The following is a 20,784-nucleotide window of genomic DNA, read 5'->3' on the forward strand; positions in this document are numbered from 1 at the left end:
GCATGACCAAGAAAAAAATCCTAGTTGTTGAAGATGAAACCCTTGTGGCTATGGATATCAAGAATAGCCTCAAACTCCTAGGGTACATGGTTCCTGCTGTGGCTGTATCTGGAGAAGAAGCAGTTATAAAAGCTGAGGAAATTCAACCGGATTTAATCCTGATGGATATTCGTCTGAAAGGGGAAATAGATGGAGTGACTGCTGCCAGACTGATTAGGACAAAATGGAATATCCCAGTGGTCTATTTGACGGCCTATAGTGATGATATCACCCTAGAAAGAGCTAAGATAACCCAACCGTTTGGTTACCTCCTGAAACCATTTGAGGAAGAAGAACTGCGAGTTACCATTGAAATTGCCCTTTCTCGCTTCCAAGCAGAAACAAAAATCCGTCAAGCACTAGTAATAGAACAGGAGCTTAGAGAACAAAAATCTAGCTTTGTCTCTATTGTTTCCCACGAATGTCGTACACCTCTGAGTAAAGTTCTCCTAGCTACTGAATTGTTAGAACGTTATAGCAAAGATTTGGTCAAGGATAAACATCGCAAGTATTTTGAGCAAATTAAAGGCTCTATCCAAGATATGAGACAACTCTTGGATGAAATCCTCTTTATTGAAAAAGCAGAAGGAAACAAGCTAAATTTTCACCCAACTCCAATTAACCTAGTAGAATTATGCTCTGATTTGATAGAGCAGATGCAGTTGGCTACCGAGGGGAGCCATAGGATTATTTTGACTTCTCAAGGTAATATTCCTGATGCCTATATGGATACCCAACTCCTCAGATATATTTTCAATAACTTGCTATCCAATGGGATTAAGTATTCTCCTGAAGGGGGAACGGTAGAGTTTCAGTTAACCGTGGAAGGTAACTGGGCAATTTTTAAAATTAAAGACTCGGGAATTGGTATTCCCGAACAAGAGCTTTCCCAGCTGTTTGAACCTTTCCAGCGAGCTAGCAATGTTGGGGATATTCCTGGTACAGGTCTAGGATTATCGATTGTTAAAAAGAGTGTAGAGCAGCACCGTGGTCAAATTTTGGTAGATAGCCAGGTTGGTGTCGGTACTGTGTTTACCGTTAGACTACCCCTGTCCAGTCAGGATTGGGAGTAAGCTGGTCTTCCTTTGAATGCCATGGTTATGACAGCAGGGAAGCTTCGGGTGCAGGGGAGCTTCTGGAGCAGGGGCAGACTTGATATAACTTTATAATGCAATTTGTGCATTTAATTTATGCATTTTTTTAATTAAAATCATTATTAAGTAACAAAATATACAAAATTTTAGCAATACTTTAAATTAATTTATCAACATCAAGAGTAGTGACATCAGAGGCTCTGGACAAAACTTATCGCAATAGAGCAATAGGCAACGAGGGAACAGCTATGACCAGCGCAGCTAAGCCAGCCGCCAAAAAACTGAACAAATTTGAAAAATTCAAGGCAAAGAAAGATGGTCTTGCCATTAAGGAACAAATAGAAGAGTTTGCCAGAATTGGCTGGGAAGCAATAGATCCAGATGACCTACAGCATCGGCTGAAGTGGATGGGTGTCTTTTATAGACCTGTTACTCCAGGCAAGTTCATGCTAAGGATGCGGACACCCAACGGGATTGTCAACAGCACTCAGATGCAGGTACTAGCTGAGATAGTCCAGCGTTATGGTGAAGATGGTAGTGCTGATATTACAACTCGCCAAAACATCCAGTTGCGAGGTATCCGCATTGAAGACATGCCTGATATTTTCCGCAGGTTCGAGCAAGTTGGCTTAACTAGCGTCCAATCTGGTATGGACAATGTCCGCAATATTACTGGTTCTCCCATGGCGGGGATAGATCGCGATGAATTAATTGACACTCGGGATCTTGTCCAAAAAGTACAGGACATGATCACTAATAACAGTCAAGGAAATTATGAGTTTACTAACTTGCCCCGTAAATTCAATATTGCTATTGAAGGGGGTCGGGATAACTCAGTCCATGCTGAAATTAATGATATTGCCTTCGTGCCTGCCTACAAAGATGGACAACTAGGCTTGAATGTACTCGTAGGTGGCTTTTTCTCGGCCAAGCGTTGTGAAGCTGCTGTTCCCCTCAATGCTTGGGTACTGCCTAATGATGATGTGGTTGACTTGTGTCGTGCTATACTAGAGGTTTATCGCGACGAAGGCTCGCGGGCGAATCGGCAAAAATCCCGGATGATGTGGTTGATTGATGAGTGGGGGATTGACAAGTTCCGGGAGGAAGTCAGTAAGCAGTTTGGTAGAGAACTCCCGACGGCTGCTCCTCACGATGAAATAGATTGGGAAAAACGAGACCATATCGGTGTCTTTGCCCAAAAGCAACCAGGTCTGAATTATGTGGGTTTACACGTCCCGGTTGGTAGGCTTTATGCTCAGCAGATGTTTGATCTGGCACGGATGGCTGAGGCTTATGGCAGTGGCGAAATCCGCCTAACGGTTGAGCAGAATGTGATTATTCCGAATATTCCGGATGCTAATCTCGACGCTTTCTTAGCTGAACCCCTCTTGCAGAAATTTACCCTTGAGCCCAAACCCCTAGAACGGCTTCTAGTATCTTGCACAGGAGCCCAGTTCTGCAATTTTGCTCTGATTGAAACCAAAAATCGTGCCTTGGGAATAGTTCGGGAACTCGAAGAAAAGTTAGATATACCAAACCCCGTACGGATTCATTGGACAGGTTGTCCCAACTCTTGTGGTCAACCCCAAGTAGCTGATATTGGTTTGATGGGAACTAAGGTGCGTAAAGACGGTAAGTCTGTTGAAGGAGTCAATATTTACATGGGTGGCAAAGTTGGGAAAGATGCTAAACTGGGCGAGTGTGTGCTAAAAAGTGTGGCTTGTGATGACTTACCAGAGGTCTTGGGCAATATACTGATCGAGAATTTTGGAGCAAAATCCCACTAGGTTAGTTCTGAGTCGGAGAGTCATCACTAAACAGTAGAAGACTCTATGTTAGTTACTCGAGTAATAGCTAATAACTGATAGCTAATCCCTCATAGCTAATCCCTTATAACTGTTGTCAAGGGTTAGTGGTTAGTGCTTAGGTAATGGTTAAAACATAGTATTCCATTTTCTATTGTCCATTAATCCTAGACGACAATATGGAGCGCCGCAAGTTTCTCAAATACATCGGGTATGCCACAGTAGGATGTGGTTTTAGTGCCTGTAGCTCAAATAATCTATTCGATTTCCCAAAACGCGATCGCTCCTCTGAGCCAACTCAAGGACCTCCGGCTAACTTTGGTAAGTTGGAGAAAACTAACCTGACAATTGGCTTTGTTCCTGTAACTGACTCTACTCCTTTAATCATTGCCAAAGAAAAGGGCTTCTTTCAGCGTTATGGTCTGAATGTAGGTCTTAAGAAATATCCTGACTGGTCAGCGGTTCACAAAGACTTACTATCATGGGGTATAGATGCCTGCGTTGCCTTGTTTGGATTGCCAATACTAACCAATTTTGGTTCAGCCAAGGCACCAGTTATATCTCTAATGATGCTCAATCGCAATGGTGCTGGAATCACCTTTTCCAAAAAAGCTTGGCAAGGTGCTATTCGTGCTTCAACGGAGTACTATAATTTCCAAGATTTTGCCTACTCCTACAGGAAATACATTAAAAAATTAGCCGAGCCCCTCAAGCTAGGGATAGACTTGACCAACTCCATGGCAAACTATACCCTTCTCTACTGGCTATCAGCTATAGAGATTAATCCCGATAAACAGATTAAGTTAATCGAGTTTCCACCATCTCAAATGGTATACAAACTCCAAGCTGGGATAGTAGATGGCTACTGTTTAGATGAGCCCTGGAACCAAAGAGCAGTTGTAGACCAGTCTGGATTTACGGTTTATGTCAATCGGGATATTTGGAAAGGTCATCCAGGAAAAATACTCGCAACCATGGGACCTTGGGCAGAAAAACATCCCACAACCGCCCGAGCCTTGGTAGCGGCTGTTTTGGAAGCTTGTCAGTATTGTGACCAACTAGAAAATCGCCAGTCAATTGCTCAGATTATATCTAGGAGCAAATACATCGACACTAAGGTAAATTATATAGAAGGTTCTTTACTGGGCAACTATAATTATGGTGGCTTTGACCAGAAAGACCGATTTGAAGCAATCCCTGATTTTAATTTATTTCACTTCCAAGATACAGACTATCTGAAAAAGCCCAATCATGCTAATTATCCTTGGCGCTCCCATGGTGTTTGGTTGCTAACCCAAATGATTCGCTGGCGTCATATTAACCGACGTCAATATCCTAAGGATGCGGATAAAATTATCGACCGGATTTATCCAGTGAAAATTTATGAAGAGGTTGCCAAGGCGTTGAAAATCGATCTACCTAGTGAGCGTATGAGGGTTGAACCTGCTGATGTGTTTGTGGATCAAAGAGCATTTGATCCTAGTCAGCCAGTTAATTACCTCAATGGTTTCGATATCCGAGCTGATCGTTCTCAGGTGTTTGCTGCTGTCAATTAAGTCGTCAGCTTATGGGCTACAGATGGTGCTACTTGAGGTGCTATCAGCTATCAGTCACTTAAGACCCAAGCATCGCCCAAGTAACAAAGCCCAAGTAAAAAATCCCAAGTAAAAAAGCCGACCTAGAGACTTTATCTATTGAAAGTCTCTAAACTTCTTATGCGCCCAAGCCTTGCATCACATTAGCTGGTTTAGAATGCCATGCAGCTAAAACCACCAATCAACCTTCAGCTGCTTCACTAATTGGCTTTGCTTAACTTAGGAATAATCTCAAGTTATAGTTCGGTCAGTGGTCAGTAGTCAATTACCCATTACCTATTACCCATTACCCATTAACCATTACCCATTACCCATTACCCATTACCCATTACCCATTACCCATTACTCTCAATTCATTCCACAATTGGCCAACACGCCAATTTTATGGCTTTGATGTAACTATTGAATATTAATTATGCATTTAATTCAATCAATAAAATGATTTGTAACAAATCATACGAAACTTCTGTTTCAGGGGTGTCACTATTAGTACCTGAACAATAGTATTAAGTTAACCTCAGAAAATTAGTATCTATGGGCGATTACTGTAGCAATGAATTCCGAAAGAATTACCCTAAAACAATAAGCTATAGTATTCAAACTAATAGGTAACTTTAATCAGTCAGCAAGTTGATGGCAACCGATCAGCTGGATTGTTTTGAAAGGGATTCTTTGGAGTAGTTTTTGGAGGAGACTAAATTAACCCAAACGCTCAGCTGTAATGGCTAATGCTGTTGGTGCGTGAATCTTCTGTTTTCGTAGTTTGTTTGAGTAGAGGAAAGGTATATAGATGCTCGCAGAAATGTGGTCCTTTCGTGGTAGGTATAAAATCCTCCACATGACCTGGTTTGCTTTCTTCCTGTCATTTGTAGTGTGGTTCAACTTAGCGCCCCTAGCAACACAGGTGAAATCAGACTTCGGTCTCGAAGTAGGTCAAATCCGAACCATCGCAATTTGTAACGTTGCCCTGACAGTGCCTGCCCGTATCATCATCGGGATGCTGTTAGATAAATACGGACCAAGAATCACCTACTCCCTTTTGCTGATTTATGCAGCAATACCTTGTATTGCTTTTGCCTCGGCACAGAACTTTAGTCAACTGGTGATTAGCCGCTTGGCACTGAGTATCGTAGGTGCAGGTTTTGTGATTGGCATCCGGATGACGGCAGAATGGTTCCCTCCCAAAGAAATTGGTTTAGCCGAAGGTATTTACGGGGGCTGGGGTAACTTTGGTTCTGCAGCAGCAGCCTTTACCCTACCTACCATTGCCGCATTTTTAGCCTTTGGCAGTCCAGGTCTGAACTGGCGCTTTTCCATTGCTGGGACCGGGATTATCGCTGCTCTGTATGGTGTCCTCTATTATTTTAACGTCCAAGATACTCCCCCAGGCAAAGTTTATCAGAAGCCCAAAAGCGCCAGAGGAATGGAAGTCACCACCAAAAAAGACTTTTGGTTTCTGATGGTGATGAATGCTCCTCTATCCATCATTCTTGGTGTCCTGGCTTGGCGCTTGAATAAAGTAGGCTTTTTCGAGCAAAATGTTCTCTACATCGTTTGGGCTGGTCTACTTGGGTTGTATTTGTTCCAAGCTTACAACTGCTGGGCAGTTAACAAAGATTTGTTAGCAGGTCGTAAGCGCTATCCTCCTGAAGACCGCTTCAATTTTTCTCAAGTTGCCATTCTAGAGTTGACCTACGTTGTTAACTTCGGCTCTGAATTAGCTGTAGTTTCTATGCTCCCTGCTTTCTTTGAAGGCACCTTCGGACTGAGCAAACAAGCAGCCGGGATGATTGCTGCTAGCTACGCCTTCATGAACTTGATGTCCCGTCCTGGTGGGGGTTTAATCTCTGATAAACTGGGTAGCCGCAAGATGACCATGGCAGTTCTAACATTCTGTATGGGTATTGGCTATCTGATCTTCAGTACGGTGAAAGGAGGCTGGTGGCTTCCTGGTGCGGTACTGCTGACCATGGCTTGTTCCTTCTTTGTGCAAGCTGGAGAAGGCTCTACCTTTGCCATCGTACCTCTGGTGAAGCGACGGATCACCGGTCAGGTGGCTGGTAACGTAGGTGCTTACGGAAACGTGGGTGCTGTCGCTTACCTGACTATCTTCAGTTTATTGCCAGCAGGAGATGTGGGTAACCGCATATTCTTCCAGATGTTGGGTGTTACAGCTTTGATTGTTGCCTTCCTGTGCTTCCTAGTCTTAAAAGAACCTAAGGGTTCCTTTGCTGACCTCCATGAAGGGGAAGAACAATACGCTACTGCTGCTAGCCCTGCTGCCAGTATGGGAGCTGGAGACGTGATGAACTAGTTACTTGGTGGGTCTAGTTGAACGCACTCTACACTAGATGGCTCAAAAATATCTAGATAGAAGTGGGGCAATCTTAATCAAGATTGCCCCAAAACTTACAAGGTGTGCTTTCAGCATCTAATTATTAAATTCGCCACGGGTCGCACCTGCGAAATAATCGCTTCTTAAACAAGGAAAAAAATAGTCAGCCTTTAGCTATCAGCTCTTCAAGACTGAGCAAGATTTGGAATTAACAGAAATTTTCCCAAAAGCCTCTGGAAGTATGTGATTGCTCCTGCAAAAGCCTCAAAACGGTAACTAATTTAGCTAACTAGTTGATTAACTAATGTATGATTAATTTTAGATAAACGTTTGTTATAAATAGCTAATAGTTGATATAAGAATTATTAATCATCAATCAATTTAAAAACTATTTAATATAGTTACAAACTATAAAAATAGTGAAAAAAAAAAATTGGGGGAAAACATCATGACTGACTCAGCTAAGACACTCTGTCCCTACTGTGGGGTGGGCTGTGGTCTGGAAGTATTGCCTCCAGCTGGTTCTGGTCGTGCTACCTATCGAGATAGCCAAGGCAATCCGATTTGGAAAGTCAGAGGCGATCGCTCTCATCCCTCAAACCAGGGTATGGTTTGTGTCAAAGGTGCCACGGTTAGCGAGTCTTTGGATAAAGACCGCCTCAAGTATCCCATGATGCGGGATTCCCTAGACCAACCATTTCAGCGAGTCAGTTGGGATGAAGCCCTAGACCGAGTAGTGAATCGGATTCAGACGGTTCGTTTCACCCAAGGACCAGAAGCAATTTGTATGTACGGTTCCGGTCAGTTCCAAACCGAAGACTACTATATTGCCCAGAAATTGCTCAAAGGTTGTCTCGGTACTAATAACTTTGATGCTAATTCCCGCCTGTGTATGTCCTCAGCTGTAGCTGGATACATCCAAAGTTTTGGTTCCGATGGTCCTCCCTGCTGCTATGACGATTTAGAATTAACTGACTGTGCCTTTTTGATTGGGACTAATACAGCAGACTGTCACCCCATTGTATTTAACCGTCTACGTAAGCATCACAAAAAGCATCGTCATGTTAAAATGATAGTGGTAGATCCTCGCCGCACGTCTACTGCTAAGCTGGCTGATTTACATCTAGCGATTAAACCGGGTACTGACATTGATTTACTCAATGGTATGGCTCACTTACTATTGCGCTGGGGTAAACTGGACACGGAATTTATTGAGGAGTGTACCAGCGACTTCTCCGCATACGCTCAGGTAATTATCAACTACCCACCGGATATCGTTGCCGAAAGATGTGGTATACCGGTGCATGAACTTGAGGAAGCCGCTCGCTACTGGGCAAAATCAAAGCGTGTCCTGTCTTTGTGGTCAATGGGGGTTAACCAATCCTCAGAAGGTACCGCTAAAGTCCGCACCATCATCAATCTGCACCTGATGACAGGCAACATTGGTAAACCAGGAACAGGACCATTTTCTCTAACTGGTCAACCTAATGCGATGGGAGGACGAGAAGCTGGGGGACTGGCTCACATCTTACCGGGTTATCGGGTAGTAAAGAATCCCCAACACCGTAGTGAGGTGGAACAGTTATGGAAACTCAAGCCAGGGACAATTTCTCCTAATCCTGGTCTTGATGCTTGGAGCATGATCAAAGGTTTAGAAACAGGAGAAGTCGGTTTTTTGTGGATTGCTGCCACTAACCCAGCTGTGAGTATGCCCGATATTGAACGAACTAAGGCAGCCCTAAGAAAATCCTCTTTCACTGTCTATCAAGATGCCTACTACCCCACTGAAACCGCTGCTTATGCTCATGTCTTGCTGCCAGCAGCCCAGTGGAGTGAAAAAACTGGCGCTATGACTAACTCTGAGCGAGTTGTCACCCTTTGCCCCCAATTCCGTAATCCACCAGGGGAAGCCAGACCGGATTGGGAAATCTTTGCGGAAGTAGGGCGTCGCCTAGGCTTTACTAAAGAATTTGACTTTACTGACTCTGCTGCTGTCTATGGGGAATTTGTCCAACTGAGCCGTGGACGACTTTGTGACATGACCGGACTTAGTCACGAACGCTTACGGAAAGACGGTCCGATTCAATGGCCTTGCCCTGAGGAGTTACAAAACCAAGAGTCTTCTAAGTCACTCAGCACTGAGAAATCATCACTCAATAGTGGCAAACGGCTTTATACTGACTTCCGATTCAATACGCCCGATAGCAAGGCAAAATTTGCTGCCTTCCATTCTAAAGGACTGGCAGAACCCCCGTCGGACGAGTATCCGTTGGTGCTGACCAGTGGCAGACTTTATGGTCACTGGCACACCCAAACCCGCACCGGACGGATTGAGAAAATCACCAAAATGTACCCCTATCCGTTACTAGAAATTCATCCCCGTGATGCCCAGAAGCTGGGGATTAAAGATGGGGATTGGGTAGAAGTGCGATCGCGTCGCGGAACTTGCCGCTTCCCAGCTCAAGTCACTAAAGCTATTACTCCTGGTACAGTGTTTGCTCCCATGCACTGGGGAGCTTTGTGGGCAAATCAGGCAGAAGCTAATGCTCTGACCCATCCCGAATCTTGTCCCATTTCCCTGGAACCAGAATTAAAAGCCTGTGCTGTCAACTTGGTGCCCATCAGTGAAACTGACAGTATGCGATCGCAAAATCCCGACCAAGAGCCAATAGGAACACCAATTCTAGAGAAGCTCAAAGTTTTGAGGTAATTGTTAACCTACCGGAACCCTATCCGGCGAACAACTTTCAACTTTCAACTTTCAACTTTCAACCTTCAACCTTGGCCAAAAGGCCACCCTACGCGAACAACCTTCAATTGCGCTCTCCGAGAGTTTCCCAAAGACCTGCCTCACCAAGGGTGATTGGAGTCTGGGTTTGTGTCTGGGCAAAATTTGAAATAGACATAAACGGCACTAACCCCATCACCAAGGAGCACAAAACTATCAGCATAGTCATCCTGACTGGATGCTGCCACTGTGTAGTTACAACATGAGACTGGGTTGTGCTGCTAAGCTCTTGCATGCTCATGACTAAAACCTCAAAATAGATGTGTACGAATATATGGATAGTTCACTGCTTCCTGTCAGGATGCAGTGCATTGTTCGTCTTCATGCCAAGTTGCAGGGACAGTCGGCAACTTGGTATTTGTTTATACACCGAAATCCTTTACATTTTGAATCATACAAACATTTTGGTAAAAAGTAGCTATATTTACCAAATAAAAACACAAAAAGTAACACTAGTTACAGATTTTCATTAATTTTTGTGAAAAAGAGTAAATTATGAAGTTTATAGGCATAGATCTTGGCTGGACTTCTGGAGCGACTGGAAGTTCCTGCTAAAAGGGAAAAGACTGATCAACTCTCAGGGCACGCCCTATGGCAAAATAGTAATCGTCGAGAAAAATCAACCATAACAATTAAGTAATCCCAGTGAGTCCTACTGCCCAAGCGCCCAAGACTACTCGCCGCCTAGTGTTTCCTTTCACTGCCATTGTCGGTCAAGAAGAAATGAAACTGGCATTGCTCCTAAATGTGATCGATCCCAAAATTGGGGGAGTAATGATCATGGGCGATCGCGGCACAGGCAAATCTACTACCATTCGTGCCTTAGCTGATTTATTACCAGAAATCGATGTAGTTGCTGAAGACCCCTTTAACAGTGACCCATTGGATCCTGACTGGATGGGCAATGGTAATGGAGCATCTGCATCCAGGACTTCGGTCAAGAAAAAAGTTCCCATGATAGATTTACCCTTAGGGGCAACTGAAGACCGGGTTTGTGGTACAATCGATATAGAAAAAGCATTATCTGAAGGTGTCAAAGCTTTTGAACCAGGACTTCTGGCTAAAGCTAATCGAGGCATCCTCTATGTAGATGAGGTTAACCTGCTGGATGACCACCTAGTGGATGTACTCCTAGACTCCGCTGCTAGTGGTTGGAATACTGTAGAACGGGAAGGCATATCCATTCGCCACCCTGCTCGCTTTGTGTTAGTAGGTTCTGGTAACCCGGAAGAAGGAGAATTACGACCCCAGTTACTAGACCGCTTTGGGATGCACGCAGAAATCCGTACGGTCAAAGAACCAGTGCTGCGAGTCAAAATTGTGGAAGAACGGGGATATTTTGACCAAAATCCTCACAAATATATTGAACAGCACCAATCTGAGCAAGAAGTATTACAGAAACAGATAGTAATGGCTCAAGAGCGACTTGCTGAAGTAGAAATGGACTACGACTTTCGGGTCAAGATTTCAGAAGTTTGCTCAGAACTGGATGTGGATGGGCTCAGGGGTGATATTGTGACTAATCGGGCGGCTAAGGCCCTGGCTGCATTTGAAGGACGAACTGAAGTTACCGTGGATGATATCCGCCGGGTGATTACCTTATGTTTACGACACCGCTTGCGTAAAGACCCCCTGGAGTCGATTGATTCAGGATATAAGGTGCAGAAATCCTTTAACCGTGTTTTTGGGGTTGAAGCAGCTGAAGAAGATTGATTTACTGTAGTGCAATACCTTTCTTAAATAATTAATTTTCTTTCTTGCATAAATAGTTAACTCAAGGCGGATAAGTAATAGAGAGCAATCCTAATTAGATTAGCAATCCTGATTCCCATTCAATAGGATTGCTATAATGGCTTGCTTTAAAAAAGATTGACTATTCTGACAGATGGATGAAAAATCCATCTGCTGTCAATTGTGCTCTTTCTAATCGTAAGTATTCAGCGTTTAGCGTTTAGCTTTCAGCTACTCCTAATCAGGATAATCCGAAAAACGGAGATTTGTCAAGAAAAACTTATCTATTGGCCACTTTCAGCCAAATTATTAAGTTTTGCTTGATTCCAAAGCTGACTGGATAAGTGCCTTCGTGTAACGTGGGCGTAGCGCGATTGACCGTAGGTCACGCTACGCCCACGCTAAATACTTACGTTTGCTACTTACCTTTGCTTTTACCCGTGAGGTAACTATGAAACGAATAGCGACTAGCTTTAGCTGGTTCCTAGCGACACTACACTTCACCGGAACTATCAGTGCTCTTTCGGTGCAGGCACAAGTCAGTAGGCCAATGTCTAACAATATTGGCTCCAATGCTCTTACTCAAACTATTGCTCAATCACCAGCTGTTAATCCCCCCAACTTTGGACAAGCCCTGGACAATAACCAAGTAGTAGAAGCAGTACCTTTAATTGAACAAACTTGGGAAAAACAATATCAGAATCACCTAGGCATCAATTTTCCTGACCAATCCATCACTGTGGAGGAAATTGCTGATACTCTTGGCAAAATCACCAATCAAACTGGTCAAAAGCCTGGTCTTATCTATATGGTTCCGCGACCCCAGCAACTAGAGCTGGTATTAATTACACCAGAAGGTAAGCCCATTCACAAGCGTGTCTCCGCAGCCAATAAGGAAGCTCTGTTGAGCCTAGTGCAAGAGTTTATCCAAACTATTACTCATCCTATTCGTAGACACACTAAAGATTATCTACCAGTAGCTCAGCAACTCTATCAGTGGATGATTGAGCCATTGGAACCATACCTTAAAACTCAAGGTATCGATAATCTAATTTTTTGCCTAGGTGGAGGGTTACGCCACCTGCCCTTTGCTGCCTTACATGATGGCCAAGAGTTTCTGGTCGAAAAGTATAGCTTAGCCCTGATTCCGGCCTTCAAATTAACAGATACCGTTTATAGTGATCTGAAAAATTCCGATGTTTTGGCTATGGGGGCATCAGAATTTAATGAACACAATTCCTTACCTGCTGTGCCGGTAGAGTTATCTGTTATCACCCAATATCCCTGGCAAGGAAAATCTTTCCTCAATAAAGATTTTACCCTAACTAATCTACAGTGGCAACTGGGATATCATAAGAATTTTCAAATCCTGCACCTGGCAACTCATTCAGACTTCCAGGCGGGAAAACCAAACAAGTCTTATATTCAGTTTTGGAATAGTAAACTGACTTTATATACATTCGCTGAATTACGTTGGCACTCACCAGCGGTAGAATTATTGGTGCTGAGTGCTTGTCAAACTGCCATCGGGGATAAAGAAGCTGAGCTAGGCTTTGCGGGATTAGCAGTTCGCGCCAATGTCAAGTCAGCAGTCGCTAGTTTATGGTATGTCAGCGATGGTGGAACCTTAGTGCTGATGAGTGAATTTTATCGGTCTCTTAAAACTGTACCAATTAAGGCTGAAGCCTTGCGACAAGCTCAGATTGGGATGTTGAAACAAAAGGTAAGTTTGGCTAGTGTTACTGATCGACCAAATGTATCCTTGCCTCCAGAATTAGCATCTCTCAACTACGAAGATTTATCCCATCCCTATTATTGGGCGGCTTTTACAGTAGTTGGTAATCCTTGGTAAAACCCTGCTCTTCTTTAAGCCATCAGCCATCAGCTATCAGCTATCAGCTATCAGCTGAGCACTGACAACTAACCACTGACTGCTGACTGCTGACCGCTGATGGCTAACGCTACTACAACCAATTCCCTACCATAATATAAGGAGCCCAGTAATAAGGATGTTCATAGCTTGGGTCTTGTAAAATTGATTTTTGGGCGCGATTGAGGGCTTCAGCTTTTGAGATTGATTTGTCAGTAAGTTCCTGGTAAAATCGATTCATTAACACAGCTGTGGCTTCATCATCCACTAGCCAAATAGTAGCAAGAGTACTACGTGCTCCTGCTTCTATCGCTACACCAGCTATACCCAGAGCCGCTCTCTTGTCCCCAGTTGCTGTTTGGCATGCACTCAGCACCAGTAATTCGATCGGAGTGGATTGGCGTAGGTCTGTTGTTTGCAGTAAGTCCTTCAACTCATTAACATTTATCTTACTATCCCAGGTCAGAATGAACGTCTTCTCAGCTTCAGAGCTAAATTCACCATGGGAGGCGATGTGTACTACTGGGAAAGGAGCTGCTTCAACAGAATTTTCAAAGTTGGTTTCAGTAAAGTCCTGATTGAGTAAGATTTCACTAGGAACTTGAGCCTTAATTTTCTCTAGCTCTACTTCTACAAATGGCAAAGGATTATATCCCTGACGGGATTCAGATAACCCAGCCGTTAGGACTTTGATATCTTCCCTGACTAAGCGCTGGGGATTCATTAAATCTAGTCCAGGGGTTAGCGCTATACTATACTTCTCGACTAAATACTGCTTACCGTCGTGAAGTGCTGCCATCGGAATATTGCGCAAGGCTCCATCAAGAACAAATACTAGGGTGTCTACTTGAGAGTTAGCTAAATCCTCTTCAATCGGTCGGATTATCCAATTGTATACCTGCTGCGACATTGGGAAAAATTTCCGTCGATGAAGCTGGGGTAGGAAGTGACGCAGGTCTTCCAGAGTAGATTCAATTTGGTCTTGGGGAAGCTCTGTTCTATAGTGGCGCAGTGGTTGTTGGGGTAAGCGGATAATAATATCCACGCTTTCTGGTAGTATGATAGGATAAATTAATGCTGCTTTAGTATCAACTTGGTCGATGACTTGATCAATCACTACAGGAGTAGCATTTAAGCAGGCTGAGCGAAAATAGTTATCTAGTTCGGCTAACTGTAGTGACTCAATGATCTCACGAGCTTTTTCCAAGTTGTCGGGATTGGCTTCATTCCTGTCTGATTGCAGCAGTAATTGCACGAATTCTCGATAAACTGGCTCTACACTCTCTCGAAATGTAAACCTGACCTGTTGGTTAACAGCTACTAGGTCACTGCGTAGAGACTTGAGGGTGTTAACAGCTTCTGTGTAAGCTGCGATCGCATTTTCCTCTTCCCCAAGCCCTGTCGAAATACGTCCCAGTTGCCATTGCCAGCGATAGCTAATATCCGGAGCATTGATTTCCTGAGCTAACTTTAAGGCTTGTTGAGTCAGGTCTTGAGACTCTGGCAACTGCTGATTCTGCTCATACAGTTGACCTAGAGTACCAATAGCATAAGCTTCAGCTCGCTTATCTCCTAATCCTTTAGCCTGTTGTGCCCCAGTAGCTAGGATTTTAGCAATTTCATAAGAAGGAGCAACCGCAATCTTAACCGAAGGCTGAAGTCTCTTGGCTGAAATCTCAAAATTTCCTTCATCCTTGATACTTCTAAGTTCATCCTTCATTAGGCTTTGAGCAAAATTAATCCTCAGATAGATACTGCGGCGGCTCAGAGGTAAGGATTCTAGTTGGGGCAGGATTTGAGGGATTAGTGCTTGGGCTTGCTTTATCCTTTTATTATCAATCAATAAGCTAAGTTGATTTAATTGGGCTTCAAGCTTAGTTATTTGATCCGTAGACTGATCGAATGCTTGTTGATAGTAGTCAATAGCTTCTTCTAATTCTTGCTGAGTCTCGGCTGTATCCCCTGAGCTAAGCTGAGCCCGGGCTGTATTCCCTAAACTAAATAGTGTAGCGCTAATCTCTTGAGACGATGATAAGCTTCGGGCAATCTGTAAGCTTTTTTCTAAGGTTTGCCGGGATTGGCTCAGCTGTCCTACTAATTGACGCATATTCCCAAGCGATCGCAACAATATCGCTTTATTCAAAGAGTTAGATTGAGCAATTAACGATTCCTCCACCTGATTGAGTAGATTCAACGCCCGCTTATACATCCCTAAGTCTTGTAAGGCTTGGGCTATATTAATCCGACTGCGAATCTCACCAGCTTCATCCCCTAATTCACCATAAGTTACTGCAGCTTGCTCCCAACTTTCCATTGCTGCTTTTGCTTCTGATGAACCAAGCTCAATACTTCCTTTTATCATTAGGGATTGAGCCAGCACTTGTAAGTATGCTGTCGAATCGGGGGATTTTATAGAGCGCAATAGTTTTTCACTATTAGCGATCGCATTCTTGGCTTGATTCCATAATCCCAATTGCTGATAAGCCAACGAGAGATTACTCAACACCATCGCTTCTGATAGCTGATCTCCCTTACTTTGATTACTCTCAAGAGCTTGTTCTAAAACATCTACTGCTTCGGCAAATCTACCTGAATCGTAGAGACCTTGCCCCTGTTTAAGTAACGTGGAAACTGTCAGGTTAGCCTGTTCAAGGTTCTTAGGTTGTTCGCGTAGCGTGGCCGAAAGGCCAAAGTTAGCAGGTTGAAAGTTAGCAGGTTTTTCCCGTAGCGTGGCCGAAAGGTCAAGATTAGCAGCTTTAAGGTGATCAGGTTTAAGGTTAGTAGCTTTAAGAGCAATATACCCTTCAACCTTCAACCTTTCCACTTTCAAAGTTTGTGGGACTGTCGCTAAAACCGGAGGGACTAAATTGCACAGTAACGCTGTTAATATAGCAATTAGAGGTAACCTTATCCACCGCCTTATCCTCAACCCTAAGGATTTTCGATTTACTCTCGCTAGACTACCATAATATATCCTTTTTTTGACCATGATTCATTTTCTCCCTTGCTGCACCTCATCACTATGAAAAACGCTATCTTAATTAGAATGTAGAATTTAGAATTTAGAATTTTAATTTTTATGTTCAAAATGGTCTAAAAATCACCGAAAAGTAGAAGCCATCTTCCTGTAACGTTCTATCCCTAGTTTCAACATCCACTAACTGCAAGCCCCAGCCGATATTAGCCTCCAGTAAATCTCCTTGCTGCCATCGCAAACCTAGACCAAGGGATGCGATCGTGTTATCATCAATATCATCGTCTCTATTCCAGCCAGTACCAAAATCAAGAAAAGGAGTCAACTGCACTAGAGTTCCGCTATCAGGATTCTGAATAATTGGCAGACGCAGCTCCGCAGAAATAAACGCACCATTGTCGGATAGAATCAGATCCTGGCGATAGCCCCGTACACTCTGTAAACCCCCAATCCCTATCTGTTCTAATGGTACCAAGCCTCGGTCTGCTAGTTGCACATCCCCTCGGATTAATAATATAGTATTTGGTGCCAGTAGCCTTACCCATTGCCCTTGACCACGCCAAGCGAAGAAATTGCTATCGGGTCCACCCCTGTTAATCGTAGTATCTCCTGAACTAATCCCGATACTTAACTGGGAACGAGCTGCTAACACTTGTTGCTCACTGCGCTTAGTCCACTCTTGGAATAACCGGATGGCATTAATCCGCGTACGCCCTTCATCATCAGCTCCTGCTGATAAAGCAAAGGGTCTATTCAAGATAGATGTTTCACTTTCCTGGCGTGAGCCGGTGATACCAATAGCTACTTCTTCGGTAGGGGTTTGGAATACAGGCTGGCGCAGGGTTATCTCATAAAACCGTGATTCTGAGTCAATATCTATCCTATCAAAAGGAGGCTCAATTACTTCACTAGCTGTTGTCCCATAAGCCAAGCGCAGAGTACCATTACGGGGATTAATCGGTAAGGTGTAGCTGACATCAAAGGTATCACTACCATCGGTGTTGGTGTAGTTGAATTCTAAAGCATCTCCCAATCCCAGTAAATTGCCTTCTCGAATTTGGGGACGACGCCGAAAGCTTCCTACACTGGGAGAGCGCCCATTATCTATTACTATTTGGGTGCTAAAAGTATCGGCTTCAGTTACTGTTACTTCTAGCAAACTCTCCCCAGGCTCCACCCCCGCTGACAATTCAGCTGAGATGTTGGCAATTAGAGGGTCGAGTCGCAGCATTTGTAAGCCGTTCAGTAAGCGCCTTACATTCAGAGGCTTCTTGGTAGCGATCGCAAGACGGCTTTTGATGTAATTAGGATTAAGCCGACTCAGACCCTTGACAATAATATCTTCTAATTCCCCTTCGATAATCTCAACGGTAACTACCCCATCTTCAAGTTCCTGAGGTGGGATATAGGCTCCAGAGTTAACGTATCCTTCCTGATCATATAACTTGGTGATCTCAGACCGGAGTTTAAATAATCTTGGCAAGGAGATGGGTTGATTGAGGAAAGGATCGGTAATTTCCGCTAATTTTTCCTGGCTGAATACCGTTGAGCCAATAATATTAAAGCGTTTAATGACGATTCGTCTTGGAATATCCTCCAGAATTTCGTCCGGTAGATCAGGGCTAGGGGTAGATGGGTCAAGAAGTTCATCCACAGGAGGAAGTTTCTGGGGAGGTTGGGGTTCTGGCGCTGGTTCCAGAGAGGGAGGTCTCTCCGGCAGCCGATCCTCCGGTAGCTCTATACCCGGAGGTAGGTTCGGAGGTAGGGCTTGACTAATTTTTGCTGGGGCTGGAGGACTCGGGAGCTGGTTAATACCCATGGCGTTGAAATTTGTTACAGTGTCGCTCCCTAAAACCTGATTATCCCCTTTGTTCAATTTCTCTGGAATTGGCACTGGTTCCTGTGGCAATGAATCCTTTACGAAGACCAGACTCTGATCATTAACAACAGCCCCAGCTTCTAAAGGTTTCAGGATTAGGTTACTAACGACTGCTAATACACCCAAGGTTAACAGAGATGAACTTTTTACTACTGCAACAAATCTAAACATTACTTACCATATCGTAACTGTTTTTCTTAGGTAAGAACTATTAATTAGTTTTCCTGGTGCTAGAGTGACAAACAACAGGAACAGTAGTCAAGAGCAAGGCAAGAAATTGACAACTAATGTAATAGATCTGTCAATCTATCAGTGTATATAGGAATAAGTTTTGCGTTGGCTGAATTTGACAAGTAACAAGTAAGTAGATCTATGAGTCATCTAGGGATAACTTTTGCGTCCTGTTTGAGTTGAACGCTTTGCCAACAACATTAAACCAACTACAGTAAACTTGGCCGCAGTTGTCTACTTGCCAAATTTAAACCTACCCGTTCCCGTAGCCTGGCCTTTAGGCCAAGGAACACCAAAAGCCATTAATTTTAAAGTTTTAACCTTCAAGTTAACACCTTGTTTTTAAATTCTTAAGCTACGCAAACAAGCAGCTTCCAGCTGAAATGACCCCAAGCTAATGGCGTTGCTGATTCTGGGTATGGTTTCGCCCCCCTAGCCCCCCAATTTTGCGGTGCGACCCGTGGCGAATTTAATTCGCCGACGGAAAGCGCACCGGTGGGGGAACAAAACTCTCAAAGTCCCCCATAATTGGGGGATTTAGGGGGCTTTAATAAAACCAGATTATCGCGCATTCATTCCTTAATTCAGCAACGCTAAGCTAATACCCATCCTGCAATTAACTAAAAACTTTAGTGAGAATTTCGACAGAAGGGTCAACTTCCAGCCACACCGTAGCTCCACAATCCTTGGGACAATTGGGTTGATAGACTAACCGAGATGGACCCTTGATTTCTACATAATGACCGTAGGTGTTGCGGTTACCTTGTTTGACAGTGAGCACAGGGTTGTAGGTGTTGTTCTTTTTATTTTGCTTAATCACGTTCTGGTTGACGTGGATGTAACTCGCCACCTTTTGGAAACCTCTTCTCCAGGTTCCCTTGGGTCCACGGCGACCAGGACTGACCCTAGGCAAGCCGTTAAATAGGGGAATTTGCCAAAATCTGCCTACTTTTTGAGCGCCCTTAATTCTACCATTTTTCAGAAGTTGGCGAACTCGTTGGACGCAAATCCCTAGAAGAAAAGCTGCTTGGGTAGTTCCGACTATCTTGGTTTGTTGGTTCATTTTTTGTTCCCCTTTACTATCGCGCTAATCTTATATTTAAGATAACACATAGTTCCTAGACTGTGTTGCTTTTTAACAAAAATTTATAATTTATCTAGCGCTAACTTTTTATAAGTGCTAAGGGATGTTTGATTTGATTAAGTGGGTAGGTTTATAATAGCGCTATACTTTGGTGAAATTTATCTAGCGCTATTTTTTGGAGTCTTAAGGGATGTTTAGGTTAATTAAGTTACCCGTTTATAATAGCGCTATACTTTAGTCAAGTTTATCTAGCGCTATTTTTTTTAACCGATTCCCGATTCCCGACTCCCGATTCCCGACTCCCGATTCCCCCAATACTTTGTTACAAAAATTTGCAAAATATGTTATAATAAAAGTTTTTGTATGTTATAATAGAATCATCTGACGTGAAAACGTTAAGAGCCAGCCTGAAGTTTTGCGAAGGCCGAAGGCTGGCTCTAGACCCCCAGTTAAGGAGATACCTTAAATTATGACCTACTCTGAACGCCTATACCCGTGGGCAATCATCCGCCTATTGCCGAGGATGCAACGGGTGGTTGTTGGTCGGTACCGGAACCGGTCTGATGCGGAGGGGCACTTAAAGGCTCTTAAACGCTTGATGCCTGATGGTAAATTTGTGATTATTTTTGATTTGCCTGAACCTATGAATCAAGAAGCTGAGGGGAGTGAGGAGTAAGATTTAGAAGTTGCTCAACTTAGCTCAATTGACATCCAGTCACCCTACGTGATGGTTGGGACTAACCGCTATGGGATCGGCGTTCGCGCAGCGTGGCCTTTGGCCTCAGCCGCGCCAAAGGCGATCGCTATCATCACTAATTGTTGAAATTACCAACAGTAAAGGATTTTAACCCCTTGTTGCTATTGCTAGCACTATCATGATTATCCCAAATTGTTGGAATTTTCGATAACTATAGAAATTGCTCATGCTAACGCGATGCTCGGTACGAGCCGCTACGCGTACGCGATTATCCACAATTGTTGGAATTTTCGATAACTCACGCGCGTTGCTCAAGTTAGCTCTATCGCGATTATCCCAAATTGCTGAAATTACCAACAGTAAACGATTTTCACCCTTTGTTGCTGTTGCTAGCTCTATCGGGATTATCCCAAATTGCTGGAATTTTCGATAACTACCGAAACTGATTAAGCTAGCTCTATCGGGATTATCCCAAATTGCTGGAATTTTCGATAACTATCGCGCGTTGCTGAAGAAGCGCGCTATCATGATTAGCCCAAATTGCTGGAATTTTCGATAACTATCGCGCGTTGCTCAAAAAGGCGCGATCGCGAAGCGTCGGGCAAAGCCCGAATCGCATGATTTCCCAAATTGCTGGAATTTACGACAGTAAAGGATTTTCA

At 43.7% G+C, this 20,784-nt stretch carries 13 protein-coding genes; 10 read left to right on the top strand and 3 right to left on the bottom strand.

The annotated features are described in order from the left end of the window. Positions 1-2 precede the first annotated feature (2 nt). The 9 genes from LYNGBM3L_RS27315 (at position 3) to LYNGBM3L_RS27350 (ending at position 13,239) form a co-directional block, all read left to right on the top strand. A complete protein-coding gene (locus tag LYNGBM3L_RS27315; RefSeq protein ID WP_008189053.1) occupies positions 3-1,112 on the top strand; it encodes a hybrid sensor histidine kinase/response regulator in 1,110 nt (369 codons plus the stop codon). Positions 1,113-1,381: 269 nt separating this feature from the next. Beyond that, the gene (locus tag LYNGBM3L_RS27320) at positions 1,382-2,920 is read left to right on the top strand and encodes a ferredoxin--nitrite reductase (RefSeq protein WP_044495073.1); all 1,539 of its coding nucleotides are present in this window, start codon (positions 1,382-1,384) and stop codon (positions 2,918-2,920) included. 197 nt (positions 2,921-3,117) lie between these two features. Continuing rightward, positions 3,118-4,494, top strand: a complete 1,377-nt coding sequence (locus LYNGBM3L_RS27325) for an ABC transporter substrate-binding protein (RefSeq protein ID WP_008189057.1) — start codon at positions 3,118-3,120, stop codon at positions 4,492-4,494. Between the two features lie 289 nt (positions 4,495-4,783). Further along, positions 4,784-4,927: a hypothetical protein gene (locus tag LYNGBM3L_RS46175; protein ID WP_165691830.1), complete on the top strand. Its 144-nt coding sequence runs from the start codon at positions 4,784-4,786 to the stop codon at positions 4,925-4,927. A gap of 396 nt (positions 4,928-5,323) precedes the next feature. Beyond that, the gene (locus LYNGBM3L_RS27330; RefSeq protein WP_044495048.1) at positions 5,324-6,847 is read left to right on the top strand and encodes an MFS transporter; all 1,524 of its coding nucleotides are present in this window, start codon (positions 5,324-5,326) and stop codon (positions 6,845-6,847) included. Between the two features lie 469 nt (positions 6,848-7,316). Continuing rightward, the gene (locus LYNGBM3L_RS27335) at positions 7,317-9,578 is read left to right on the top strand and encodes a molybdopterin oxidoreductase family protein (protein WP_008189061.1); all 2,262 of its coding nucleotides are present in this window, start codon (positions 7,317-7,319) and stop codon (positions 9,576-9,578) included. A 71-nt stretch (positions 9,579-9,649) separates the two neighbouring features. After that, complete coding sequence (locus LYNGBM3L_RS47930) at positions 9,650-9,862, top strand: hypothetical protein (protein WP_143764239.1); 213 nt, start codon at positions 9,650-9,652, stop codon at positions 9,860-9,862. Positions 9,863-10,301: 439 nt separating this feature from the next. Beyond that, positions 10,302-11,369 (top strand): magnesium chelatase ATPase subunit I, encoded by a 1,068-nt coding sequence (gene bchI / locus LYNGBM3L_RS27345; RefSeq protein WP_008189063.1) that lies wholly within the window; start codon positions 10,302-10,304, stop codon positions 11,367-11,369. 469 nt (positions 11,370-11,838) lie between these two features. Further along, entirely contained in the window at positions 11,839-13,239 is a 1,401-nt protein-coding gene (locus tag LYNGBM3L_RS27350) for a CHAT domain-containing protein (protein ID WP_044495050.1), read from the top strand. A gap of 112 nt (positions 13,240-13,351) precedes the next feature. On the opposite strand, the gene LYNGBM3L_RS27355 is transcribed toward LYNGBM3L_RS27350, so the two are convergent. From LYNGBM3L_RS27355 to LYNGBM3L_RS27365, 3 genes are all read right to left on the bottom strand, one after another. Next, entirely contained in the window at positions 13,352-16,081 is a 2,730-nt protein-coding gene (locus LYNGBM3L_RS27355) for a CHAT domain-containing protein (protein WP_202799270.1), read from the bottom strand. Between the two features lie 259 nt (positions 16,082-16,340). Further along, positions 16,341-18,281, bottom strand: a complete 1,941-nt coding sequence (locus tag LYNGBM3L_RS27360; RefSeq protein WP_008189066.1) for a ShlB/FhaC/HecB family hemolysin secretion/activation protein — start codon at positions 18,279-18,281, stop codon at positions 16,341-16,343. A gap of 676 nt (positions 18,282-18,957) precedes the next feature. Further along, positions 18,958-19,404 carry a helix-turn-helix domain-containing protein gene (locus tag LYNGBM3L_RS27365; RefSeq protein WP_008189067.1) on the bottom strand — a complete coding sequence of 149 codons (447 nt, stop codon included), beginning with the start codon at positions 19,402-19,404 and terminating at the stop codon, positions 18,958-18,960. A gap of 490 nt (positions 19,405-19,894) precedes the next feature. On the opposite strand from LYNGBM3L_RS27365, the gene LYNGBM3L_RS27370 reads away from it, so the two are divergent. Continuing rightward, positions 19,895-20,101 carry an SPOR domain-containing protein gene (locus tag LYNGBM3L_RS27370; RefSeq protein ID WP_008189068.1) on the top strand — a complete coding sequence of 69 codons (207 nt, stop codon included), beginning with the start codon at positions 19,895-19,897 and terminating at the stop codon, positions 20,099-20,101. Positions 20,102-20,784: the final 683 nt, after the last annotated feature.

This window comes from Moorena producens 3L, assembly GCF_000211815.1.
Taxonomy (GTDB): Bacteria; Cyanobacteriota; Cyanobacteriia; order Cyanobacteriales; family Coleofasciculaceae; genus Moorena; species Moorena producens.